General features: G+C 41.2%; 19 protein-coding genes, 14 tRNA genes and 3 rRNA genes. 3 read left to right on the top strand and 33 right to left on the bottom strand.

The window, feature by feature from the left end; genetic code table 11:
* Window positions 1–3: 3 nt before the first annotated feature.
* The 6 genes from AC1MGI_RS09765 to AC1MGI_RS09740 all read right to left on the bottom strand — a co-directional run bounded on the left by AC1MGI_RS09765 (window position 4) and on the right by AC1MGI_RS09740 (window position 5,739).
* Window positions 4–144, bottom strand: coding sequence for a hypothetical protein (locus AC1MGI_RS09765; protein WP_480349525.1), 141 nt, complete (start codon window positions 142–144; stop codon window positions 4–6).
* 21 nt (window positions 145–165) lie between these two features.
* On the bottom strand, window positions 166–816 hold the full coding sequence (locus AC1MGI_RS09760; RefSeq protein WP_480349524.1) for a 3-oxoacid CoA-transferase subunit B: 651 nt from the start codon (window positions 814–816) through the stop codon (window positions 166–168).
* Window positions 817–830: 14 nt separating this feature from the next.
* Window positions 831–1,526 (bottom strand): CoA transferase subunit A, encoded by a 696-nt coding sequence (locus tag AC1MGI_RS09755; protein ID WP_480349523.1) that lies wholly within the window; start codon window positions 1,524–1,526, stop codon window positions 831–833.
* 27 nt (window positions 1,527–1,553) lie between these two features.
* Window positions 1,554–2,939, bottom strand: coding sequence for a GntP family permease (locus AC1MGI_RS09750; protein ID WP_480349522.1), 1,386 nt, complete (start codon window positions 2,937–2,939; stop codon window positions 1,554–1,556).
* Between the two features lie 785 nt (window positions 2,940–3,724).
* Window positions 3,725–5,401 (bottom strand): sigma-54 interaction domain-containing protein, encoded by a 1,677-nt coding sequence (locus AC1MGI_RS09745; protein WP_480349521.1) that lies wholly within the window; start codon window positions 5,399–5,401, stop codon window positions 3,725–3,727.
* A gap of 80 nt (window positions 5,402–5,481) precedes the next feature.
* Entirely contained in the window at window positions 5,482–5,739 is a 258-nt protein-coding gene (locus AC1MGI_RS09740; protein ID WP_480349520.1) for a 3-hydroxyacyl-CoA dehydrogenase NAD-binding domain-containing protein, read from the bottom strand.
* A gap of 281 nt (window positions 5,740–6,020) precedes the next feature.
* On the opposite strand from AC1MGI_RS09740, the gene AC1MGI_RS09735 reads away from it, so the two are divergent.
* Window positions 6,021–6,797, top strand: a complete 777-nt coding sequence (locus AC1MGI_RS09735) for a 3-hydroxybutyrate dehydrogenase (protein WP_062182878.1) — start codon at window positions 6,021–6,023, stop codon at window positions 6,795–6,797.
* A gap of 181 nt (window positions 6,798–6,978) precedes the next feature.
* Here AC1MGI_RS09735 and AC1MGI_RS09730 read toward each other — a convergent pair whose 3' ends face one another.
* Window positions 6,979–7,524 carry a helix-turn-helix domain-containing protein gene (locus AC1MGI_RS09730; protein WP_480349519.1) on the bottom strand — a complete coding sequence of 182 codons (546 nt, stop codon included), beginning with the start codon at window positions 7,522–7,524 and terminating at the stop codon, window positions 6,979–6,981.
* Between the two features lie 151 nt (window positions 7,525–7,675).
* On the opposite strand from AC1MGI_RS09730, the gene AC1MGI_RS09725 reads away from it, so the two are divergent.
* Window positions 7,676–9,037 (top strand): D-serine ammonia-lyase, encoded by a 1,362-nt coding sequence (locus tag AC1MGI_RS09725; RefSeq protein ID WP_480349518.1) that lies wholly within the window; start codon window positions 7,676–7,678, stop codon window positions 9,035–9,037.
* 303 nt (window positions 9,038–9,340) lie between these two features.
* On the opposite strand, the gene AC1MGI_RS09720 is transcribed toward AC1MGI_RS09725, so the two are convergent.
* From AC1MGI_RS09720 to AC1MGI_RS09635, 18 genes are all read right to left on the bottom strand, one after another.
* A tRNA-Leu gene (locus tag AC1MGI_RS09720) sits at window positions 9,341–9,422 on the bottom strand.
* A 10-nt stretch (window positions 9,423–9,432) separates the two neighbouring features.
* Window positions 9,433–9,506, bottom strand: a tRNA-Cys gene (locus AC1MGI_RS09715).
* A 6-nt stretch (window positions 9,507–9,512) separates the two neighbouring features.
* Window positions 9,513–9,587 (bottom strand) — tRNA-Gly (locus AC1MGI_RS09710).
* 3 nt (window positions 9,588–9,590) lie between these two features.
* A tRNA-Gln gene (locus tag AC1MGI_RS09705) sits at window positions 9,591–9,665 on the bottom strand.
* Window positions 9,666–9,708: 43 nt separating this feature from the next.
* A tRNA-His gene (locus tag AC1MGI_RS09700) sits at window positions 9,709–9,784 on the bottom strand.
* A 25-nt stretch (window positions 9,785–9,809) separates the two neighbouring features.
* A tRNA-Trp gene (locus AC1MGI_RS09695) sits at window positions 9,810–9,883 on the bottom strand.
* An 8-nt stretch (window positions 9,884–9,891) separates the two neighbouring features.
* A tRNA-Tyr gene (locus AC1MGI_RS09690) sits at window positions 9,892–9,975 on the bottom strand.
* Window positions 9,976–9,990: 15 nt separating this feature from the next.
* Window positions 9,991–10,063, bottom strand: a tRNA-Phe gene (locus AC1MGI_RS09685).
* Between the two features lie 45 nt (window positions 10,064–10,108).
* A tRNA-Asp gene (locus tag AC1MGI_RS09680) sits at window positions 10,109–10,185 on the bottom strand.
* Between the two features lie 3 nt (window positions 10,186–10,188).
* Window positions 10,189–10,262: transfer RNA gene (locus tag AC1MGI_RS09675), tRNA-Met, on the bottom strand.
* A 31-nt stretch (window positions 10,263–10,293) separates the two neighbouring features.
* Window positions 10,294–10,369, bottom strand: a tRNA-Val gene (locus tag AC1MGI_RS09670).
* Window positions 10,370–10,379: 10 nt separating this feature from the next.
* Window positions 10,380–10,454 (bottom strand) — tRNA-Glu (locus AC1MGI_RS09665).
* A 13-nt stretch (window positions 10,455–10,467) separates the two neighbouring features.
* A tRNA-Ser gene (locus AC1MGI_RS09660) sits at window positions 10,468–10,559 on the bottom strand.
* Window positions 10,560–10,562: 3 nt separating this feature from the next.
* Window positions 10,563–10,637, bottom strand: a tRNA-Asn gene (locus tag AC1MGI_RS09655).
* A gap of 26 nt (window positions 10,638–10,663) precedes the next feature.
* Window positions 10,664–10,779 (bottom strand): 5S ribosomal RNA (gene rrf / locus AC1MGI_RS09650).
* A 117-nt stretch (window positions 10,780–10,896) separates the two neighbouring features.
* Window positions 10,897–13,832 (bottom strand): 23S ribosomal RNA (locus AC1MGI_RS09645).
* 313 nt (window positions 13,833–14,145) lie between these two features.
* Window positions 14,146–15,696: ribosomal RNA gene (locus AC1MGI_RS09640) — 16S ribosomal RNA — on the bottom strand.
* Together the 16S, 23S and 5S rRNA genes with 14 tRNA genes alongside form the textbook arrangement of a ribosomal RNA operon.
* Window positions 15,697–15,970: 274 nt before the next feature.
* Window positions 15,971–16,834, bottom strand: coding sequence for a nucleotidyltransferase-like protein (locus AC1MGI_RS09635; protein ID WP_480349517.1), 864 nt, complete (start codon window positions 16,832–16,834; stop codon window positions 15,971–15,973).
* Between the two features lie 179 nt (window positions 16,835–17,013).
* On the opposite strand from AC1MGI_RS09635, the gene AC1MGI_RS09630 reads away from it, so the two are divergent.
* Window positions 17,014–17,373, top strand: a complete 360-nt coding sequence (locus AC1MGI_RS09630; protein ID WP_062183417.1) for a YgzB family protein — start codon at window positions 17,014–17,016, stop codon at window positions 17,371–17,373.
* Between the two features lie 147 nt (window positions 17,374–17,520).
* Here the strand turns inward: AC1MGI_RS09630 and perR are convergent, their stop codons facing one another.
* The 8 genes from perR to AC1MGI_RS09590 all read right to left on the bottom strand — a co-directional run bounded on the left by perR (window position 17,521) and on the right by AC1MGI_RS09590 (window position 24,255).
* A complete protein-coding gene (gene perR, locus AC1MGI_RS09625; protein ID WP_480349516.1) occupies window positions 17,521–17,958 on the bottom strand; it encodes a peroxide-responsive transcriptional repressor PerR in 438 nt (145 codons plus the stop codon).
* Between the two features lie 168 nt (window positions 17,959–18,126).
* Window positions 18,127–19,071, bottom strand: coding sequence for a D-2-hydroxyacid dehydrogenase (locus AC1MGI_RS09620; protein WP_480349515.1), 945 nt, complete (start codon window positions 19,069–19,071; stop codon window positions 18,127–18,129).
* Window positions 19,072–19,259: 188 nt separating this feature from the next.
* The gene (locus tag AC1MGI_RS09615) at window positions 19,260–20,369 is read right to left on the bottom strand and encodes an aminopeptidase (protein ID WP_480349755.1); all 1,110 of its coding nucleotides are present in this window, start codon (window positions 20,367–20,369) and stop codon (window positions 19,260–19,262) included.
* 12 nt (window positions 20,370–20,381) lie between these two features.
* Window positions 20,382–20,852, bottom strand: a complete 471-nt coding sequence (bcp, locus tag AC1MGI_RS09610) for a thioredoxin-dependent thiol peroxidase (RefSeq protein ID WP_480349514.1) — start codon at window positions 20,850–20,852, stop codon at window positions 20,382–20,384.
* Window positions 20,853–20,925: 73 nt separating this feature from the next.
* Window positions 20,926–21,345 (bottom strand): potassium channel family protein, encoded by a 420-nt coding sequence (locus AC1MGI_RS09605; protein ID WP_480349513.1) that lies wholly within the window; start codon window positions 21,343–21,345, stop codon window positions 20,926–20,928.
* A 272-nt stretch (window positions 21,346–21,617) separates the two neighbouring features.
* Window positions 21,618–22,403, bottom strand: coding sequence for an ABC transporter permease (locus tag AC1MGI_RS09600; protein ID WP_480349512.1), 786 nt, complete (start codon window positions 22,401–22,403; stop codon window positions 21,618–21,620).
* A 4-nt stretch (window positions 22,404–22,407) separates the two neighbouring features.
* Window positions 22,408–23,199, bottom strand: coding sequence for an ABC transporter permease (locus AC1MGI_RS09595; RefSeq protein ID WP_480349511.1), 792 nt, complete (start codon window positions 23,197–23,199; stop codon window positions 22,408–22,410).
* Window positions 23,200–23,247: 48 nt separating this feature from the next.
* Window positions 23,248–24,255, bottom strand: coding sequence for an ABC transporter ATP-binding protein (locus tag AC1MGI_RS09590; RefSeq protein WP_480349510.1), 1,008 nt, complete (start codon window positions 24,253–24,255; stop codon window positions 23,248–23,250).
* Window positions 24,256–24,315: the final 60 nt, after the last annotated feature.

Raw genomic sequence — 24,315 nt, 5'->3', positions numbered from 1 at the left:
AATTTATGTATGAGACAAGTTTTTCTTAAACAATATTATCAGTTTGTATTGGGTATTCAAAAACTCATCGGAAAGTTCAGTAATATTTTCCAGCAAAAATCCAAAAGAGAGAAAAGCCATCGCTTCTCCCTCTTTTGCTATCATGAAGCTAAAACTCCAGATTAATTAGTGATTTACCGAAAGCGATTCACTCACCACAAAATCCGCTTCCGTTTTCGCTTTTACTGCATCAAGTGTAACCCCTTTTTGTAGCTCAATCAATTCCATCCCCGCTTCAGTAAAGTGGAATACCGCTAAGTCAGTGATTAGGCAATGTACGACGCCTTGACCAGTTAGTGGCAATGTACAAACCTTCTTGACTTTGGACTCTTCATGCTTATTCACATGGTCCATAATCACGACTATTCGTTTAGCGCCTTGCACTAAGTCCATTGCGCCACCCATTCCTTTCACCATTTTCCCTGGGATCATCCAGTTTGCCAAGTCGCCATTTTCGGCAACCTCCATCCCACCAAGTATGGCAAGATCAATATGGCCACCACGAATCATCGAAAACGATTCAGCACTATCGAAATAGGAAGCACCTGCTTTTGCTGTGACCGTTTCTTTTCCGGCATTAATTAAATCTGGGTCCACTTCGATATCTTTCGGATAAGCACCAATTCCAAGTAAGCCATTTTCTGATTGCAACATGACATCGACATCTTCTGGAATCATATTAGCAATTAAGGTAGGCATCCCGATTCCTAAATTCACACACATTCCATCTTGTATTTCTTTAACGGCACGCTCTAGAATACGTTTTCTCCCAGTCATAACAAACCCTCCTTTTATGCATTAGCTGTTGTAAGCCTTTCAATTCGTTTCTCATAATTCTCACCAACGAAAACTTTTTGAACGTACACGCCAGACGTATGAACTTCATCCGGATTCAGTTCACCGATTCCAACTATTTCTTCAACCTCTGCGATTGTCACTTTCCCAGCTGTGGCGACTACGGGATTAAAGTTTCTAGCCGTTTTCCGATAAACAAGATTGCCAAACGGATCCGCCTTCCACGCCTTCACAAACGCAAAATCGCCAACAATTCCTTTTTCCATAATATATGTTTTGCCATCAAACTCTTTATGCTCTTTCCCTTTAGCGACCTCTGTCCCTACCCCTGTAGCTGTATAAAAAGCGGGAATTCCCGCTCCTCCTGCTCGTAGGCGTTCAGCAAGTGTACCTTGAGGAACAAGCTCTACCTCAAGTTCGCCGCTTAAAAATTGTTGTTCAAACAATTTATTTTCGCCTACATAAGAAGCGACCATTTTTTTTATTTGTTTATTTTCCAAAAGCAAACCTAGTCCCCAGTCGTCGACACCGCAATTATTGCTGACTATTGTTAAATCTTTTAATCCTTTATCTCGTAAACTCGTAATTAATTTTTCTGGAATTCCACATAAGCCAAAGCCACCAACAACGATTGTCGCGCCATCCTCAATTTGTTGAATGACTTCGTCTAATGATGATAGAACTTTTCCCATTTTTCCATCCCCATTCTTTCGTATTCTTTAGATAAATAATGATGCGGAAAATGCAAGAATAAATACGGCCACTGTTTTCAAAATCGTAATGACAAAAATATCTTTATAAGATTGACGATGTGTTAACCCTGTGATGGCAAGCAATGTGATTACTGCTCCATTATGTGGAAGTGTATCCATTCCACCGGAAGCCATGGAAGCAATCCTGTGTAGCATTTCAGGCGAAATGCCAAGGTTTTGTGCCAATTGCAAATAGTGACTTCCCATTACCTCCAAAGCGATGGACAATCCGCCAGAAGCAGAACCGGTAATACCTGCAAGAACGTTTACAGCAATCGCTTCAGAGACGAGTGGGTTGCTACTAGCATTGAAAACTGAGTCTTGAATTACTTTAAAGCCGGGTAATGTTTTGACTACATTCCCAAACCCAACTTCAGAGGCTGTGTTAAAAATAGCTAGCAATGAACCCATTGCAGCAGCTGTTAATCCGCTTGCCAGCTTTACTTTAATCCGTTTAACATTTAAAAGCATCGCTGCCAGTACCCCAATTGTTAAAGCAACAATCAATGACCAAGAAGAAGTAACTGTACTAACATTAGCTATATTAAATGTGTCCGCTAATACGGTTTGATCGTACCAGTTCTTAACGGAAATTCCGCTACGGCTAAACAAATAATTGAATAAGATTACAAGTACGAGTGGTACAATCGCCAGCCAAAAATTAGGAAGTGAAGCCATTTCTGTACTTTCTGGTTCATTAATATGGCCAGTTCCATACCCTTCCCCTTTGACCAAAGCTTGTTTACGACGACGCTCCAGCCAGATCATTCCGCCAATAAATACGATAATGGCTCCGATAATTCCCATTAATGGTGCTGCATAAGTATCTGTTCCAAAATAATTCGTTGGAATGATATTTTGGATTTGCGGTGTTCCTGGCAGTGCATCCATTGTATAAGTAAATGCTCCAAGCGCAATTGCTCCCGGAATAAGTCGTTTAGGAATATCTGCTTCTTTAAAAATAGCAGCTGCGAATGGATACACAGCGAAGGCAACTACAAACAAGGAAACCCCGCCATATGTCAACGCGGAACAGGCTAACACAACAGATAAAATCGCCCGCTGCGATCCTAATTTTTTTACGATCGTTTGCGCAATCGATGCCGCTGCACCGCTCATCTCCATCACTTTCCCAAAAATGGCCCCTAATAAAAAGATTGGGAAGAATGATTTCACATAGTTAGCAGCATTTGTCATATACGTTTCCGTATAGCTTGGCAACAAAAGTCCTCCAGATAAAACAACAGCAAGTAATGTAACAAGTGGCGCAATAATAATAACTGGATAACCCCGATACGCCAAAAAGATCAACAAACCTAAAGCCAACACAATAGCAATAATCTGAATAGCCAAGTAAATTCCCCCTTTGATTCAAATTAAAACCCATCCCCATATGAAAAGCGCAAGCGCCTTGGTCAACCTCAGGCATAGCATAAGACAGGCAAGATATAGGAAGAATGGTTTTCTCACCCTTAGCTTGATTGGCTTATGACCTCGAGGGGTTAGGAGCTGGAGCTAGACATCAGAACCTATAAAGAAACCTATACTTTCCTATCTTCAAAATCTTCAGCCTATCAAGATAACTATGATTCTCTAAATTAGCTTATTCCCATTAAAACCTGCCTTCCCCAAGTCAGATCAAATAGGATGATGACTAACTCCCTCACCTTTGATAACGCTTACATAAATAAAATCCTAACTACCATGTACATGCTTGCAAACTATCTATCTCACAGAGAAACCATTCATCTTATATCTATGCAAGTTTCATGCCAAACTTAACGATTCATTTTCTTAAAGCGATAATTCAATACACGTTCTTTGTTTAAAAAATTTTAATAAAAGATCAATCATCGTAAAATCAATTAGAATTTGTCCGAAAAAATTCTAAAACTATCCAATCACTGTTCGTTTTTATTAACAACAAGTAATAGATGGTCCAAACCATGTTCGGTTTATCTTACACATGATAGATTTCTCCTTTTTTCATGTACGGATTTTCTAACACATCTTATTTCGCAAGTAAAAAAACTGTCTCAAAGGTAAAGGTTCACAATTCCTAAATACAGTATTTACAAGTTTATTTAGCACACTGTTTGTAGAGTATTTAGAGCATACCTTTTTCAAGACAGCTTTCCCTAAGATAACAAACCATATTTCTTCATTTTTTCATACAGTGTTGTCCGGCTAACACCTAATTGTTTCGCTGTTTCAGATTTATTTCCTTGAGTCATCCCTAAACAAGCTAAAATCGTATTACGCTCCGTATCTTCCATCACTTCAACTAATGAACGAATTGAATTTATTTCTCTATGACCAGCTATTTCTTCAGGTAGATGTTCTTTCCCGATGACTGTTCCTTCATCTACGAAATTCAAGGCGCGTTCAATAATATTCTCTAACTCTCGAATATTACCAGGCCACGAATGCAAAGTAAGTAAACGCAAAGCATGCTCGCAAATTCCTTTTACCTGTTTTTTCATAATCTGTTGGTATTTATCGATAAAATGATTGACTAAAATTTCTATATCCGGTTGCCGTTCTTTCAACGATGGAATCGTAATTTCCATAACTTTTAAGCGATAATACAAATCAAGTCGAAATTCACCCTTCGCTACCATTTCTTCTAAATTACGATTCGTTGCAGCAATCACGCGCACGTCAATCGGGATACTACCAGCGGAACCTACACGTTCAATCTCTTTTTCTTGTAAAACACGTAGTAATTTCACCTGCATATGCATCGGCAGTTCACCTATTTCATCAAGAAAAATAGTACCGCCGTCTGCCGCTTCAAACTTCCCTGCTTTTCCACCTTTCTTTGCACCTGTAAAAGAACCTTCTTCATAGCCAAAAAGCTCTGATTCTAATAGCTCTGCTGGAATCGCAGCACAGTTTACCTTAACAAATACCCCCATAGCACGACGACTAGCATTATGAATGGAATGGGCAAACAACTCCTTACCTGTTCCGCTTTCACCCAATAATAATACATTTGAATCACTTTTAGCTGCCTTTCTCGCTTGGTTAATTACCTCATTAAAAGCCTCGCTTTCCCCGATTAAATGATCGAACGTATAAGAAGCCTTGTTTCTTTCACGGAAATCGCCTTTGTACTTTTTCAGCTCAACCTCAAGCAATTTAATCCGTTTAGATATAGCAGTAACCTGCCCAACATTTTTGAATAATACCTTACCGACAGCTCCCATCACTTTCCCGTTTTTCAGAATCGGCGATCGAGTCACGATCATATATCCTTCATTTATTTTTTGAAGCTCCGCTAGCTCTTGTTTCCCCGTTTTTGCGACAATATGCATACGAGTGTTTTCAATTACCTCTGTCACATGCTTACCAATCGAGCTTTCCTGATCCACACCAAGAAAATCCGCATAAGCCTGGCTCAGCATTTGAACGTACCCTTTTGGACAAACCATGACCAAACCGTCATAAGCAAATTCGATCATATCTTTAAATAGTAGCTCTTCATGATTATCTATATTAAGAAAATCATTTTTATTATTTGAAAATAAAAGAAGATAAAGCTGATATTCTTCTTTTAAGATCATAATCACTTCTTTTCGGACAATACCTTGGTTCCCATTTAACTGAATGGGTGTATTTACTCTAGGCTTAAGCTTTTTTTCGGTAATGATCGAAAGTTTGACATCTAGTTGATTTTCGGAAAAAAACTCTACTATCAGTGAATTACACATGAAGATATCACTTTCATTTTTTGTAACAAAAACGCCAAACGGTAATTTGTCCACGATCGCTTTTAAGATTTCAAATTGAATAGATTGATCATTAATGGTCATACCCATTCTCCTTATTTTCTCTTTGTTTCACTCATTATAACATAGGAAAAGGAAGGAAATACCACTAGATTCAGAGTCTCTCAGCAATCAATAAAGTCCCTTGCCCCCCAAAAATCACAAGTATACGTAATAGTAAATTGGGCGTGTTGCTTCTCCTGTTTAGTCAACACACCTTCTTCGACTAGTAATGCAAGATTATCAGAAATTATTCCTTTTGCTTTAGACAAGCATTCTACTTTAATATCATTTATGACGACAGAATACCCACTGACCACAAAAGATTGTGCAATTCTGCTCCCCTTCACACCAGAACCTATGAGTACAATCTGTTTTATCATTTCAACTTCTTCTTTCTAGTACAATATGTAGCTATAAGTAATACATGCAAAAATCATGCCAAAAATGAGAATTGAAAAAACTTCAATAATTTTCTTTAAAAATTCCGATAATTGTGATAGACTTTTCATCAAAACCCAACCCTAACATTCTAATTTTGAAAGACCTTCCCCTTCCCTTTTATTAAACAGACTAACTTCCCTTATTTTAAAATTTCCTAAGTACACATGCCAATGACCTATTTCTGCAAGTAACCATTACATTTTTATTGGAGGAATGTAAAATGGTTAATCAAAAAGTCGCCATCATCACTGGATCAGCAAGAGGAATCGGTTTCGAAATTGGTAAGTCTTTTGCAGAAAACGGTGCAAAAGTTGTATTGTCCGATCTTAATCAACAAACGGTCGAAGAATCTGCTCAAAAACTTAAGGGTAATGGTTTAGAAGTGATTGGCCTTAAAGCAGATGTGGCTAAAGAAGAAGACATTATCCAATTAATCGAACAAACAAAAAATAAATACGGTCGTGTCGATATTTTTATCAATAATGCTGGGCTCCAACATGTTTCTCCCATCGAGGAATTCCCAACTGAAACATTCGAACTCATGATCAAAATCATGTTAACGGCCCCATTTATCGCCATCAAACATGTATTGCCAATTATGAAGGCACAAGGATTTGGCAGAATTATCAATATTGCTTCCATTAACGGCCTAATTGGTTTTGCCAACAAAGCCGCCTATAACAGCGCTAAACACGGAGTCATTGGGTTAACCAAAGTCGCCGCTCTAGAAAGCGCTTCTTCAGGTATCACTGTAAATGCCCTTTGCCCCGGTTACGTAGATACACCACTTGTCCGTGGACAGCTGCAAGACCTGGCAAAAACAAGGCAAGTACCGTTAGAAAGCGTTTTGGAAGAAGTCATTTATCCACTGGTGCCTCAAAACCGTTTACTCGATGTCAGTGAAATTGCCGATTACGCTATCTTCCTCGCAAGCGAGAAAGCACGCGGCATTACCGGGCAGGCTGTTGTACTTGATGGTGGGTATACCGCACAATAAACAACCAGTGTGGATTTTTGATAAATAATGGTTAAATTTATCATACACTCTTTAATCGCGAGGGACTTGAAACATCTAATTACATTGAACATTAGTTCTGAAAATAAAAGCCTTTGGCTAACGCCAACCTAAATTCATCCCCTTCACAGGCTTGAGGAAGGGGAATTCTTTCGGTTGGTTGTTAAAACGCAGGTGGGGTAACTGAAAATAATACAATTGCCTTTTCACTAAAATTATTTTCCCATTTATGTTTCAAATTTGCTGGTATTTTCACGCTATCACCAGCTTCTAATAGATATTCTTCTTCACCCAAATACACCTTAATTTTTCCTTCCAAAATAAATGCTACTTCTTCTCCTTTATGTTCTAGAAGATTTTCGGATGAAGAAGTATTCGAAGGAACGTTCATAATCGCTGTTGTTAAATTCCCCGTAAAATTCGGCGACAATAACTCATAAGACAAATTATCAATGATCATTTTCTTACGTTTACTGGACCTAACGATTAAATCCTCCGTAATTGTCTCTTCAAGTAAAAAACTAAAAGTTGGAACATTTAGGGTTTTAGCTAAGACCTTTAAGGTTTGAATAGAAGGATTTGCCAATCCACGTTCAATTTGGCTTAGCATTGAAGGTGTAATATCAGCTAATTTTGCTAACTCTCTACTGCTCAATCCTTTAGCTTTTCTATATTTTTCAACTTTCTTACCAATATCTATATTTTCCATAATCGATACTCCTTTATAAGATGTTAAATTTAATTTAAATAAAGTTAATATTAATTAACATATAGTTAAGTGTGTGTTAAACTGTATTTAAGTTTATTTAATTATAATTTATAAAACACCTTACTACAAGATAATTAGGAGGACCAAATAAATGAAAGAGATTGAAAGCCAGGAATTACAAACATGGAAAGACCAATATCCTTTACTAAATAAGCTCATTTCGATGGATGAAGTATTTTGGATAAATCCAAATGTCGAAAAATTTCAAACGGGAATTAAAAAATCCCCCCTTACTCTAGAAGATGTAAGAGATGCAGAGGAAAGGTTGAAACGTTTTGCCCCATATATCGCCAAGGTTTTCCCTGAAACAAAAGCATCGAATGGTATCATAGAATCTCCTTTAGTAAGAATTCCTTCGATGAAACAATCCTTAGAACAGGAGTATCAACAACCTATATTAGGCGAATTATTACTAAAATGTGATAGTCACCTTCCTATATCAGGATCTATTAAAGCAAGAGGCGGGATTTATGAAATTCTCAAACATGCAGAAGAACTAGCTTTTCAACATCAATTGTTAACGATTCAAAATGATTATTCAATTTTAGATAGTGATAGGTTTCGAACTTTCTTCTCACAATATTCAATCGCAGTAGGCTCGACTGGAAATTTAGGACTTAGTATTGGCATCATCAGTGCAAAGTTAGGTTTTAATGTTTCTGTTCATATGTCAGCTGATGCAAAACAGTGGAAAAAAGACTTGCTTAGAAGCAAAAATGTCAAAGTTATTGAATATGAAGCTGATTATAGTAAAGCTGTAGAAGAAGGTCGAATCCAAGCAGATAGTGATCCAACATGTTATTTTGTGGATGATGAAAATTCTCACGACCTATTTTTAGGATATGCAGTGGCTGCATCTCGATTGAAGAAACAATTAGAAGAGCTAGAGATAACAATTGATGAAAATCATCCTTTGTTTGTTTACCTTCCATGTGGAGTAGGTGGCGGCCCTGGTGGCGTAGCTTTTGGATTGAAATTATTGTATCAAGACCATGTTCACTGTTTCTTTGCAGAACCTACCCACTCACCATGTATGTTACTCGGTTTAATGACTGGACTTCATGATAAAGTTTCTGTACAAGATGTTGGTATCGATAATGTAACAGACGCGGATGGACTTGCTGTAGGAAAGCCATCTGGGTTTGTCGGTAAAACTATGGAGCCTTTTTTAAGTGGTAATTATACGGTTAGTGATGAACAGTTGTATAAGTTGCTAAAAGAACTAGTCGATACAGAGGGGATCCACTTAGAACCTTCTGCACTAGCAGGCATGATAGGACCAAGTAAATTATGTAAAGAGGGCATCGATTATTTACAGAAGCATAGTTTAACAGAAAAGATGAGTAAGGGTACACATATTATTTGGGGGACTGGTGGAAGCATGGTTCCTGAAGAAACGATGACGCAATATTATCAAAAAGGGTTGAAATTAGCGTTAGATAAACAGAAGTAATGTAACACGGGGTAGTTTAACCCTGTGTTTTTATATTTAAAATTTCTTTTCTTATTAAACTAACCTCCCTATAGTATAAGTTCCCACACACAAACTATGCTAAACTTTAATTTAGATATTAAAATTTCTTTGAGCGTATTGTTCCACAATCTGGTCCGTTTGCGTAATAAGAAAAAATCCTACATTATCAAAGGCTTCCTGTATTAAGACACTATTTTTGCTATTTATGAAGAATCGAAAAAGAGCTCCCACAAAGTGTGAGAACTCTTTTTCGATTGCATTTTCTTTCACTCGACCATTTGATACCGGTGGCCGGGGTCGAACCGGCACTCCTTACGGAACACGATTTTGAGTCGTGCGCGTCTGCCTATTCCGCCACACCGGCAAAAACTTTATGGAGGCGGCAACCGGAATTGAACCGGTGATAAAGGTTTTGCAGACCTCTGCCTTACCGCTTGGCTATGCCGCCATCTTTTGGAGCGGAAGACGGGATTCGAACCCGCGACCCCAACCTTGGCAAGGTTGTATTCTACCACTGAACTACTTCCGCATATGGCTGGGCTAGAAGGATTCGAACCTTCGCATGACGGAATCAAAATCCGTTGCCTTACCGCTTGGCTATAGCCCATTGTTACATATATATTCAAAAATTAATTCATTATGTTTAAAAATGGGGCGACTGATGGGAATCGAACCCACGAATGCCTGAACCACAATCAGGTGCGTTAACCACTTCGCCACAACCGCCATGATGTAAGATGAATTTGTAAGTTGGCAGGGGTAGTAGGAATTGAACCCACACCGAAGGTTTTGGAGACCTTTGTTCTACCTTTAAACTATACCCCTATAATTAATGGTGGAGGGGGGCAGATTCGAACTGCCGAACCCGAAGGAGCGGATTTACAGTCCGCCGCGTTTAGCCACTTCGCTACCCCTCCATATTAAGTTACTGATGGCTCAGGACGGAATCGAACCGCCGACACAAGGATTTTCAGTCCTTTGCTCTACCGACTGAGCTACTGAGCCAGTTAATTTATATGAACAACAAGCTTGTTTAACTAGTAAATAAAATGGCGGTCCGGACGGGACTCGAACCCGCGACCTCCTGCGTGACAGGCAGGCATTCTAACCAACTGAACTACCGGACCAGATTGCGGGGACAGGATTTGAACCTGCGACCTTCGGGTTATGAGCCCGACGAGCTACCGAACTGCTCCACCCCGCGATAATAGAAATGATGAAATTTGATTAAATAATGGTGGAGGATGACGGGATCGAACCGCCGACCCTCTGCTTGTAAGGCAGATGCTCTCCCAGCTGAGCTAATCCTCCGTTATGTATATGGTGACCCCTACGGGATTCGAACCCGTGTTACCGCCGTGAAAGGGCGGTGTCTTAACCGCTTGACCAAGGGGCCACGTTATTTAGAATGGCGGAGAGCAAGGGATTTGAACCCTTGAGACAGGGTTACCCGTCTACACGATTTCCAATCGTGCTCCTTCGGCCACTCGGACAGCTCTCCATATGGCTCCGCAGGTAGGACTCGAACCTACGACCGTTCGGTTAACAGCCGAATGCTCTACCACTGAGCTACTGCGGAATAATACAATGTGGTTTTAAAAAACTGCCTGGCAACGTCCTACTCTCACAGGGGGAAACCCCCAACTACCATCGGCGCAAAAGAACTTAACTTCCGTGTTCGGAATGGGAACGGGTGTGACCTCTTTGCCATCATTACCAGACATTTTTTTCTGAAAGACATTTATTATTATATCATACTTTTAAATAAAGTCAATAATATTTTTTCATTCTTTCAAAACTAGATAATAAGAAGGTTTTTTGCTTTTTTCAAGAACAATAAGGTTAAGTCCTCGATCGATTAGTATCAGTCAGCTCCACATGTCGCCACGCTTCCACCTCTGACCTATCAACCTGATCATCTTTCAGGGATCTTACTAGCTTACGCTATGGGAAATCTCATCTTGAGGGGGGCTTCATGCTTAGATGCTTTCAGCATTTATCCCGTCCGCACGTAGCTACCCAGCGATGCTCTTGGCAGAACAACTGGTACACCAGCGGTGCGTCCATCCCGGTCCTCTCGTACTAAGGACAGCTCCTCTCAAATTTCCTGCGCCCACGACGGATAGGGACCGAACTGTCTCACGACGTTCTGAACCCAGCTCGCGTACCGCTTTAATGGGCGAACAGCCCAACCCTTGGGACCGACTACAGCCCCAGGATGCGATGAGCCGACATCGAGGTGCCAAACCTCCCCGTCGATGTGGACTCTTGGGGGAGATAAGCCTGTTATCCCCGGGGTAGCTTTTATCCGTTGAGCGATGGCCCTTCCATGCGGAACCACCGGATCACTAAGCCCGACTTTCGTCCCTGCTCGACTTGTAGGTCTCGCAGTCAAGCTCCCTTGTGCCTTTACACTCTACGAATGATTTCCAACCATTCTGAGGGAACCTTTGGGCGCCTCCGTTACATTTTAGGAGGCGACCGCCCCAGTCAAACTGCCCGCCTGACACTGTCTCCCGCCCCGATAAGGGGCGCGGGTTAGAATTTCAATACAGCCAGGGTAGTATCCCACCGACGCCTCGACCGAAGCTAGCGCTCCGGCTTCACAGGCTCCTACCTATCCTGTACAAGCTGTACCAAAATTCAATATCAGGCTGCAGTAAAGCTCCACGGGGTCTTTCCGTCCTGTCGCGGGTAACCTGCATCTTCACAGGTACTATAATTTCACCGAGTCTCTCGTTGAGACAGTGCCCAGATCGTTACGCCTTTCGTGCGGGTCGGAACTTACCCGACAAGGAATTTCGCTACCTTAGGACCGTTATAGTTACGGCCGCCGTTTACTGGGGCTTCAATTCAAAGCTTCGCCTTGCGGCTAACCTCTCCTCTTAACCTTCCAGCACCGGGCAGGCGTCAGCCCCTATACTTCGCCTTGCGGCTTCGCAGAGACCTGTGTTTTTGCTAAACAGTCGCCTGGGCCTATTCACTGCGGCTTTTCCGGGCTATTCACCCTAAAAAGCACCCCTTCTCCCGAAGTTACGGGGTCATTTTGCCGAGTTCCTTAACGAGAGTTCTCTCGCACACCTTAGGATTCTCTCCTCGCCTACCTGTGTCGGTTTGCGGTACGGGCACCCTACATCTCACTAGAGGCTTTTCTTGGCAGCGTGGAATCAGGAACTTCGGTACTATATTTCCCTCGCCATCACAGCTCCGCCTTAATGGAAACGGGATTTTCCTCGTTTCCGGCCTAACTGCTTGGACGCGCATATCCAACAGCGCGCTTACCCTATCCTTCTGCGTCCCCCCATCGCTCAAACGATGTATAGGTGGTACAGGAATATCAACCTGTTGTCCATCGCCTACGCTTTTCAGCCTCGGCTTAGGTCCCGACTAACCCTGAGCGGACGAGCCTTCCTCAGGAAACCTTAGGCATTCGGTGGAAGGGATTCTCACCCTTCTTTCGCTACTCATACCGGCATTCTCACTTCTAAGCGCTCCACCAGTCCTTCCGGTCTAGCTTCAACGCCCTTAGAACGCTCTCCTACCACGGATACCATACGGTATCCATCCACAGCTTCGGTGTTACGTTTAGCCCCGGTACATTTTCGGCGCAGAGTCACTCGACCAGTGAGCTATTACGCACTCTTTAAATGATGGCTGCTTCTGAGCCAACATCCTGGTTGTCTAAGCAACTCCACATCCTTTTCCACTTAACGTAAACTTGGGGACCTTAGCTGGTGGTCTGGGCTGTTTCCCTCTTGACTACGGATCTTATCACTCGCAGTCTGACTCCCGAGAATAAGTATTTGGCATTCGGAGTTTGACTGAATTCGGTAACCCGTTGGGGGCCCCTAGTCCAATCAGTGCTCTACCTCCAATACTCTCATCTCGAGGCTAGCCCTAAAGCTATTTCGGAGAGAACCAGCTATCTCCAGGTTCGATTGGAATTTCTCCGCTACCCACACCTCATCCCCGCACTTTTCAACGTACGTGGGTTCGGGCCTCCATTCAGTGTTACCTGAACTTCACCCTGGACATGGGTAGATCACCTGGTTTCGGGTCTACGACCTCATACTCATGCGCCCTATTCAGACTCGCTTTCGCTGCGGCTCCGTCTTATCAACTTAACCTTGCATGAAATCGTAACTCGCCGGTTCATTCTACAAAAGGCACGCTATCACCCATTAACGGGCTCTAACTACTTGTAGGCACACGGTTTCAGGATCTATTTCACTCCCCTTCCGGGGTGCTTTTCACCTTTCCCTCACGGTACTGGTTCACTATCGGTCACTAGGTAGTATTTAGCCTTGGGAGATGGTCCTCCCTGCTTCCGACGGGATTTCTCGTGTCCCGCCGTACTCAGGATCCACTCAGGAGGGAACGAAGTTTCAGCTACAGGGTTTTTACCTTCTTTGACGGATCTTTCCAGATCACTTCACTTACCCCGTTCCTTTGTAACTCCATGTTGAGTGTCCTACAACCCCAAGAGGCAAGCCTCTTGGTTTGGGCTATCTTCCGTTTCGCTCGCCGCTACTCAGGAAATCGCATTTGCTTTCTCTTCCTCCGGGTACTTAGATGTTTCAGTTCCCCGGGTCTGCCTTCAGTACCCTATGTATTCAGGTAAAGATACTGTTCCATTACGAACAGTGGGTTTCCCCATTCGGAAATCTCCGGATCAAAGCTTACTTACAGCTCCCCGAAGCATATCGGTGTTAGTCCCGTCCTTCATCGGCTCCTAGTGCCAAGGCATCCACCGTGCGCCCTTTCTAACTTAACCATATGATGGCTGATAAACGAAAAGTTTACCAAACAACCTAGTTGTTAAAAGGTCTTACTTGATGTCTTGAAAAATTAATGCAAAAATTTGCCTTCTATCTATTATCTAGTTTTCAAAGAACGATTCAGCGAATTATAAACGGCGCTCTTCTTCGTCAGCTTCTCTCACTCGCATCCTCACGTATATAAATACGTTCCGGTGCTCCTTTGATTGCTTCCTTGAATAGCTTGTTTCTAATTCACTTCATATTTTGAGTTGAATGAATTACTCATTCAAAACTGAACAAAACAAAAGCGCTCGTTATATTCCTTAGAAAGGAGGTGATCCAGCCGCACCTTCCGATACGGCTACCTTGTTACGACTTCACCCCAATCATCTGTCCCACCTTAGGCGGCTGGCTCCTTAGAGGTTACCTCACCGACTTCGGGTGTTACAAACTCTCGTGGTGTGACGGGCGGTGTGTACAAGGCCCGGGAACGTATTCACCGTGGCATGCTGATCCACGATTACTAGCGATTCCGGCTTCATGTAGGCGAGTTGCAGCCTACAATCCGAACTGAGAATGGCTTTATGAGATTCGCTTACCCTCGCGGGTTTGCAGCTCTTTGTACCATCCATTGTAGCACGTGTGTAGCCCAGGTCATAAGGGGCATGATGATTTGACGTCATCCCCACCTTCCTCCGGTTTGTCACCGGCAGTCACCTTAGAGTGCCCAACTAAATGCTGGCAACTAAGATCAAGGGTTGCGCTCGTTGCGGGACTTAACCCAACATCTCACGACACGAGCTGACGACAACCATGCACCACCTGTCACTTTTGTCCCCGAAGGGAAGTCTCTATCTCTAGAGAGGGCAAAAGGATGTCAAGACCTGGTAAGGTTCTTCGCGTTGCTTCGAATTAAACCACATGCTCCACCGCTTGTGCGGGCCCCCGTCAATTCCTTTGAGTTTCAGCCTTGCGGCCGTACTCCCCAGGCGGAGTGCTTAATGCGTTAGCTGCAGCACTAAAGGGCGGAAACCCTCTAACACTTAGCACTCATCGTTTACGGCGTGGACTACCAGGGTATCTAATCCTGTTCGCTCCCCACGCTTTCGCGCCTCAGTGTCAGTTACAGACCAGAAAGTCGCCTTCGCCACTGGTGTTCCTCCAAATCTCTACGCATTTCACCGCTACACTTGGAATTCCACTTTCCTCTTCTGCACTCAAGTTCCCCAGTTTCCAATGACCCTCCACGGTTGAGCCGTGGGCTTTCACATCAGACTTAAGGAACCACCTGCGCGCGCTTTACGCCCAATAATTCCGGACAACGCTTGCCACCTACGTATTACCGCGGCTGCTGGCACGTAGTTAGCCGTGGCTTTCTGGTTAGGTACCGTCAAGGTACCAGCAGTTACTCTGGTACTTGTTCTTCCCTAACAACAGAACTTTACGACCCGAAGGCCTTCTTCGTTCACGCGGCGTTGCTCCGTCAGACTTTCGTCCATTGCGGAAGATTCCCTACTGCTGCCTCCCGTAGGAGTCTGGGCCGTGTCTCAGTCCCAGTGTGGCCGATCACCCTCTCAGGTCGGCTACGCATCGTGGCCTTGGTGAGCCATTACCTCACCAACTAGCTAATGCGCCGCGGGCCCATCTGTAAGTGACAGCCGAAACCGTCTTTCCATCTCTTCTCATGCGAGAAAAGAAATTATCCGGTATTAGCTCCGGTTTCCCGAAGTTATCCCAGTCTTACAGGTAGGTTGCCCACGTGTTACTCACCCGTCCGCCGCTAAATCAAGGGAGCAAGCTCCCTATCATTCGCTCGACTTGCATGTATTAGGCACGCCGCCAGCGTTCGTCCTGAGCCAGGATCAAACTCTCCAAAAAGTGTTTGACTTGCTCATTGTTTTTATAGTGTATACTCACTTAATTTAAAACGTTGGCGCTTTGTTTTGTTCAGTTTTCAAAGAGCAATTTGTTATCGTTTATCTCGTAAGCGACTTTATCAATTTAACACGTTAGCGTATGTACTGTCAACATATTTTTTCAAAAAAGTCTTTCGAGATGTTTCTCCGCCGCTGTGAAAACCTATGTCCCTCAGCGACGTATATAAATATAACATCATACAAACATAAGGTCAACAACTTTTTTAAAATAATTATCAAGCTTGATAATGACGATGATAAACTTCATGCCCCTTGGTCTCAATTTCAACGACTTCAACTATCGTCTTATCTATTAAGTATTCTAACAACACACTTAAATCAACTGCATAATGGGCAATTTCAGGATGTTCCATTAATTCTGATATGCTCCAGTAACCTTGTCTTTCTTTCATTATTTCTAATAAATGCTGCGAACCTGTATTAGTTCTGGAATAGATAAGAAATTCACTAGCGAGAAACAAAAGTTCAAGCCTCTTCTCGATAGTTTCCTCACTGTTGACAAGCTCCTCATACAGTTTAAAAATTTCTGGCTCCATATATTTCACTTGATTCCAGACCGTTACTTCTGGATAAAAACCTTGTTCAATCACTTCTAATCTAGCGAGATGGTGCAAAGAATGGACCACGTGATTATAAGCATCTAGATAGTGTCCATCTTCAAAAAATGCTTTTCCATCCATATACCTTCTTATTAATTTCGCAAATTCGATACCGATCTTAATTTTCCGTCCATAGAAAGGGAACTCACGAAGCTCCGTTTTAAGATTGTAGAGATATTCATTATGATCATATAAAACCTTTCCATTTTGAAGCCAATCGACTACTTTTCGATTCGTGCCAAGCAATAACCATTCTTTTAATTGATTTTCGTGGACAATGTGCAGAGCTGCTTTTTGATCTTTATATGTATAATGCTTTAAAAAAACTGGTTCTTCCGCTTCATTTACTATTACAAATAAAATATAATCGAAAGTGTCTGTATTAGAGCTTGTGTTTTTTCTTTTTTCTATTAATAATATGCCTAGCGTTGACTTTAAGCTTGCTCGCTCTTGATAAATCGGACGAAGAATATCTTCCATTTCTTAATTCCCCCAAAAAATTGTGGTATGTTTACTTGTTCGACATTCCACCTGTAATCCCTGCATTAGAACAATCTTTTATAGATACTTTCCCGTTTCTTGATTTGCTATATTTTTACTGCATGTTGTTCTTCTTTTCCAATAAAATATGATATAGTAAAATTTCAGGAGGGACAACTATGGCGAAATATTCTAGTAAGATAAATAAAATCAGGACATTTGCTCTCAGTCTGATCTTCATCGGTTTTATTGTGATGTACGGAGGGATCTTTTTCAAATCCCATCCAATTGTTATGACGATTTTTATGTTACTCGGTCTTCTATTCATCGTAGCTAGCACGGTCGTCTATTTCTGGATTGGTATGCTCTCGACAAAAACGGTGCAGGTGATTTGCCCAAACTGCAGTAAGCCTACAAAAATATTAGGCAGAGTAGATATTTGCATGCACTGTGATGAATCTTTAACTCTTGATAAAAGTCTCGAAGGTAAAGAGTTTGATCAAAAATATAATCGTAAACAAACTCAACACGAACAATGAGAGGCAGCATCACTGTCTCTTTTCTTCCTACTAGTAATCTACTTCACCTTGTTCTACCCATAATTCCAACATGTAATGTCATTATGCAGATAGCTTACTAATTTCTAAACATAAAAAAAGTTCCAGCCTTAGTAGGCGGAACCTTTTTTAGTGCAAGCTTTTCCCTTGGCAAGCTGGACAGTCTCCGTAAACCTCTAAACGATGGGTATTCACTTTAAATCCAGTGACCTGTGAAGCAAAATGCTCGACTTCTTCTAACGCTGGATAGTGGAAATCAACAATTGTACCGCACTTTTCACAAATCACATGGTAATGGTTTGTTGTGACAAAATCGAATCGCGCAGAGGAATCCCCATAAGTTAATTCTTTAACCAGACCAACTTCACGAAATACTCGAAGATTATTATAAACTGTTGCCACGCTCATATTTGGAAATTTACCTTCCAAAGCTTTATAAATATCGTCTGCCGTTGGGTGAGACATCGAGTTTATTAAATACTCAAGTATTGCATGACGTTGAGGGGTGATACGTACTCCGGTATCTTTCAATGAATCCAATGCTTCTTTTAATAGCTCTTGGGACACCGTAATGCACCTCTTTTTCTTATCAAGTAGATATTCTTACATTAGAATATTTATAATTAGTGTACCTTTGATTGACTCACTTTGTCAATGCTTCTCCTATGAAGTCTTGACAATGCCTTGGAAATTCATTTAATTTTACCATATCAAGCATTGTTCTTTAAAACCAAATTAATATCCTTTTTCTGGATCAACCTTATTAACAAAATTAGATTTGCCATCGAGATAACTAGAAAGATTTTGTTCAAAAATCCGGAACGCCCGTGGTAGATATTCATAGGATCTGCTTGATAAATGAGAAGTTACGGTCACATTATCCATTTTCCAGAATGGATGACCCTTTGCTAATGGCTCAGGATCGAATACGTCGAGAATCGCGTGGGCAATCTCTTGATTAGCAAGTGCTGAAAGCAAGATATTCTCGTCTACTACGTCTCCTCGACCGATATTTACAAACACAGCCGAATTCTTCATCACCTTAAAGTGTTCTCCTTGAAGGAGCCCCTTTGTTTCATGAGTGGACGGTAAAATGGATATAAGATAATCCGCTTGTGAAAGCGCAGGAATAAGAGCATTCTTCTGAATGATTCTGTCGATATATTCAGTCGGGCTACCACTTCGATTCACGCCTATCGTCTTCATGTTAAATGCTTTAGCCATGCGGGCAATTTCGCCACCGATTGCACCTGTACCAAGGATTAGCATCGTCTTCCCATTTAGTTCCCCTACTTTAATGTCACGGTCCCATTTTTCATTCCTTTCATTTTCAAGCAGCAACCGCCCTTGTTTTTCGTGCAGAAGAACCATAGCGAATGTATATTCAGCCATTGGGGTTTTATGTATACCACGGGCATTTGTTACGAGAATACCTCGTTCAATAATTGCTTCAAAGGGCATTTTTTCAAGGCCCGCAGACATGACCATAATCCATTTAAGCTTGGAAGCTTTTCGAATATGCTGATTTTCTAAATCTTCACCGTATGTAATTAAAACTTCAGCTTGGGATAATTCACCTACCGCAAGTTCCTCTCGATAGTGAAATTCAATATTCGGGAAGTTTGCTGCGATATCAGTTTGAATCTTTTTGGATGGTACAATCGTTGATAATACAAGCATACGAATTCCTCCAATAGGCAATTGTTTTCTCTTTATATTATTTACGCATAGTCGATTATTTTTTCCATAAAAAACCGCGAGCAATTGGCCCGCGTAAGTTATTCTGAGGAGGTATTCCCATACTTTAATATATTCAATGATAGAAAAGTTGAGTTGGACAATAGCCTTTCCCAAGAAAAATAGGCAGGCTATTTTAGTTGATCAGGGTTCAATCCTACTAGCTCCGGCAATGTAAATAGACCGTCCTTGCGGATACAAACATCATCAAAATAGATTTCTCCTCCACCATATTCAGGACGTTGAATTAACACCATATCCCAATGAATACTTGAACGATTTCCGTTGTCCGCTTCTTCATAAGCCTCACCTGGTGTGAAGTGCAGACTACCGCAAATTTTTTCGTCAAAAAGAATGTCACCCATTGGTTCTGTAATAAATGGGTTTACGCCAATAGCAAATTCACCAATATAACGGGCACCTGCATCTGTATCAAAAATTTCATTCATTTTTTCCGTTTGATCAGACTTTGCTTCAATCAGCTTACCTTCTTTAAAGGTTAATGATACGTTTCGAAAAGTCATGCCTTGATATGGACATGGAGTATTAAAAGTAATCGTTCCATTGACACTATCCTTGACCGGAGCCGTAAATACTTCCCCATCCGGAATATTATTTTCACCTGCACAAACAATGGCTGGAATACCTTTTATCGAAAAGGATAAATCCGTTCCTGGTGATACGAGACGAACTCGATCAGTACGTTCCATTAATTGCTTCAACGGCTGCATGGCACTGTCCATTTTTTCATAATCAGCTGTACTTACATCCAACAAAAAGTCCTCAAAGCGGCTTAAGCTCATGCCAGCTTTTTGTGCCAAACCCATTGTTGGGTAGTTAAGTAGCACCCAACGACGATTATTGACATAGAAGAATGTCGGCTTCTTCATCGCTTCACCACGAATTCGATGCTTCTCTGCTGGCACTTCTGAAAGCTCAGCATCGTTTTCTTCCCCATAAGCAATGATGACTGCATCTGTATCTTCATATTTTTTCATCATCCAAGAAGCAAGTGTTTTAAGCTGTTCTTTTTCGTAGCCCATCGCTAAATGACGGTTCAATTCGTCATCCATAATATCGATGTATGGATAGGCTCCTAATTTATACGTTTCATCAATTAATTCTTTTATTAACGGTTTTGCATTGTAGTGCCCTCTTATTAATACACGCTCTCCCGCTTTTAGTTTTATCGAATGGGTTAGCAGGAGAGTCGCCAGTTTATTCAGTCGTTCGTCTCTCATCATATCCCTCGCTTATTCTGCTTTGTTTCGCAAGTATTCGAGTGCTTCTTCAACATGGCCTTCTACCTTGACTTTACGCCATTCTTTGACCAGTGTTCCTTTTTCGTCGATTAAAAAAGTCGAGCGCTCTATTCCCATATATTCTTTGCCGAAGTTTTTCTTCAACTTCCATACTTCATATGTTTCAGAAACTTCATGATGTTCATCCGCTAATAATGTAAACGGCAGACCGTGTTTGTCGATAAATTTCTTATGGCTTGCTATTGGATCTGGACTGATTCCAAAGATAACCGCATTAAGCTCATCAAACTGAGCGTGCTGATCTCTAAAATCACATGCTTCCGTTGTACATCCTGGTGTCATATCCTTCGGGTAGAAAAATAGAACGATATTTTTTCCTAGATAGTCAGATAATGAAACTTCCCCACCTTCGCTTGCATGAAGTGTGAAATCTGGTGCTTTTTCTCCTACTTGTAATGTCAATTTGATACCCTCCAGTTTCTATTCTATAGGTTCTATAATTTAGGGTACCTAATTTTTTCAGCAAAGACAACTTTCACTTCTTATTCCGCTCATACTGGTCCAACTCGCTCACCGTTCGAATTACGAAGGCTACCGGCAGTGCATAGCCGACGAACGCTTGAATTGTCGCTACCATTCTTCCCATTCCAATTGGACTGATATCCCCGTAACCGACAGAAAACATCGTCATTGCACTGAAATAAAACGAAGTCTGTAATTGTTGGAAGAAATCCCCTTCCACTCTCTTGCCATTATCGAGGATCACGGAATGATTTTGCAGTTCAAATAATAGATATATCAAGGCAAAACCAATTAAGATCGTCGCATATAGATTAACCGCCCACCCAAGTGTTTCCATCGAAAATCGCTTCTTATTACCGGTAGTCAAGAATAATGTACGAATACTCATAACCATACAAAGGTTAATGGCAATCAACAACGCATAAAAAGTCATCCCCATTCCTCTTTTCACTATAAGGTGAAACTTCCATCAGTGGGGGTTTTCCTCATCCCCACTGATGGTTAGTTGAACCAATCGGACCTTACTGCCCGTTAAGCGTAGGATAAAACTCCCTCATACTATACCTACTCCTTGTCCAGCACATATATGCAAAAAGGAACAAATTTGGGGGCAGACCCTATTTTTCAATTTCCTAAATACACAAAAACCCTTGTTATACCAAGGGTTTTGTGGTGTTATGTAGGGGGCAGACCCCATTTCCCAGGTTAGTTCCCGGCACCTCGGTATTTACGGATTCCTCTGTTCCAGATGAGGATGGATAGTGTAAAGAAGATAATTCCGATTAATGGTGTTGCGAAAGAAAAGGCGTACCATTCTTTTTTACCAAGGAAGTAGGCGGCTGGGTATACGCCGACAAAGGCAAATGGTAGAACCCATGTTAACAGAAAGCGAATGACTTTATTGTATATATCCACTGGATAGCGGCCATAGTTACCGATATTGTACATCATCGGCATAATGGAGGTTTTGGCATCCGACCAAAAACCAATACTCGCAATGGCAATGAAAATCGCCGCATATGCTAGTGCCCCGCCAATCGCAAATAAGATAAACAAGAATGGATCATACCAATTAATGGCTAGGTCTAAAGAAGAACCAGCATAAACGACTATTACAAGTCCTGTCACAACACCAAAAAGCGATTCAAGCTCCATCCTCTCAAGAATAACTTGAAACAAACTATGTATCGGCCTTGTTAATATCCGGTCCATCTCCCCTTTCACAATATACCGTTCATTAAAGTCCCATATGTTAAAAAAAGAACTGAATAAAGCAAACGGAATAAGAAAAAAACCATAAATAAAGATAATTTCGTCACGGCTCCAACCGCTTAAAAATTGCGTATGTCCAAATACAACAAGAATAAAAACTAAGTTCACCGCCTGATTCAGAAAATCAGAAATCATTTCTACAATTAGATCGGCTCTGTATTCCAACCGAGTTTTCATATATTGGCTCATATATTGAAAAAACATCGTTACATAAAACATCACTTCAACCTCCCTGTATGATCAGCTGTTTTTTCGCGGCTGTCCAAAGTAGTCGAATAGGTATCAACAAAATAAGTACCCAAACTGATTGTTGAAGTAATGCATAAACGATTTCACTGCCACTAAAACCATTGGTGAAAATCATACTCGGGACATAACTAATTCCTTGAAACGGCAAATACTTCATAATATCTTGAGCCCAAAATGGATAAAAGCTAATCGGTAAAATCAAGCCCGAAAAAAGGTCAATGATTACCCTTTTGGCCCGAATTAATCCTGAGTTATTATAAAAGAAGAACGCTGTAATCCCTGTAAGTAGATTAATCTGTGTGTTAATAACAAAACTTAACAACAATGATATACCGAAATATCCCCAGCTTACCGGGTTATAAGGGAGTTGAATCGGAAAAATGAGCGCAACCAAAATCATTCCTGGTATTGAAAAGAAAAAGAATCGAAAAATTCCTTCTCCCAACCCTTGCATCGTTTTCATCCCTAAGTAGTTATAAGGTCGAATCAGTTCAATCGCTACTTTCCCTTCTTTTATTTCAGCTGCGATTTCACGATCAATATTGTTAAAATAAAATGCACGCGCCATCCATGCAATTGCTACATATGTTGTCATTTGGATGCTCGTTAGTCCTTCAATAGAGGATTTTTCTCCGTAAATCGCATTCCATAAAAAATAGTAAGCACCAATATTAATACTATATATTAATATCCCCGTATAATAATCTGTACGATACGCCAGCATCATCAAAAAGCGCATTCGTATCATCTCTACATACTTATCCAAGATTCGAGCTCCTTTCTATTGAGTATTTGAACGAGAAATTTCATACAATCATTTCATGCCTTTTTCATAAATATTACGGACAATCTCCTCGATCGATGTTTCATGAATTTTCACGTCTTTAATTTTAAACTGAGAAACTACAACTGAAATCAGTTGAGAGATATTTTCATCTTCTTCTTTTAAATAAGCAATATAGGTTTGGCTTTTCTCGTCATATTCCCATTCGGCAGAAAACGTGAGTGGTAGAGACTTTAGCTCAGATAGGTTTACATGATTCATAAACTGAAAATGGATTTCTTTTTGTTCAGCCCAGTTGTTTTTCAAAGAATCCAGCTCACCATCATACACAATTTTCCCTTCATCAAGCATAACCACTCGGTTACATAGGGCTTCAATATCTCCAAGGTCGTGGGTTGTTAATAAAATGGTCGTATTGTACTTCTCATTAATTTCTTTAAGAAATTCACGAATTTTCAATTTAACGAGTACATCAAGTCCGATCGTCGGTTCGTCCAAAAACAATAGCGGTGGATTATGTATCAATGCTGCAGCTAATTCACAGCGCATGCGTTGACCAAGCGAAAGCTTCCGAACAGGTTTATCTAGTAAAGGACCGATGTCGAGCGTTTTGATGACATGACCCATATGCTCGTCATATTGCTGATCCGATACTTTATACACTTTTTTCAGTAATCTGAATGACTCCTGAACGGCAATATCCCACCATAATTGAGAGCGCTGTCCAAATACAACGCCGATCGTCCGTGTAAACTTTTCTCGTTCACGATGTGGATTCATCCCATTCACGCGTAATTTTCCTGAGGTGGGCTCTAGAATTCCAGTCAACATTTTAATCGTTGTCGATTTTCCTGCTCCATTTTCGCCAATATAAGCTACCATCTCACCTTGTTTTACAGTAAAATTAATATCGTTTACTGCTGGGACAATTTTATAGTTCCGTGTCAACAAATCACGAAATGCACCTCTTAATCCTGTACGGCTGGAATACGATTTGAATTCCTTCCGCAGTTGAGTTACTTCAATTGCATTGTTCATGTACTATTCCTCCAATTGCCTTAGTTACCCAATGAATTAGTCTATCCAAAGCTAAGTTGT

It is taken from the genome of Peribacillus sp. BM1 (assembly GCF_056679975.1).
This window is presented reverse-complemented; position numbering and strand designations above follow the sequence as displayed.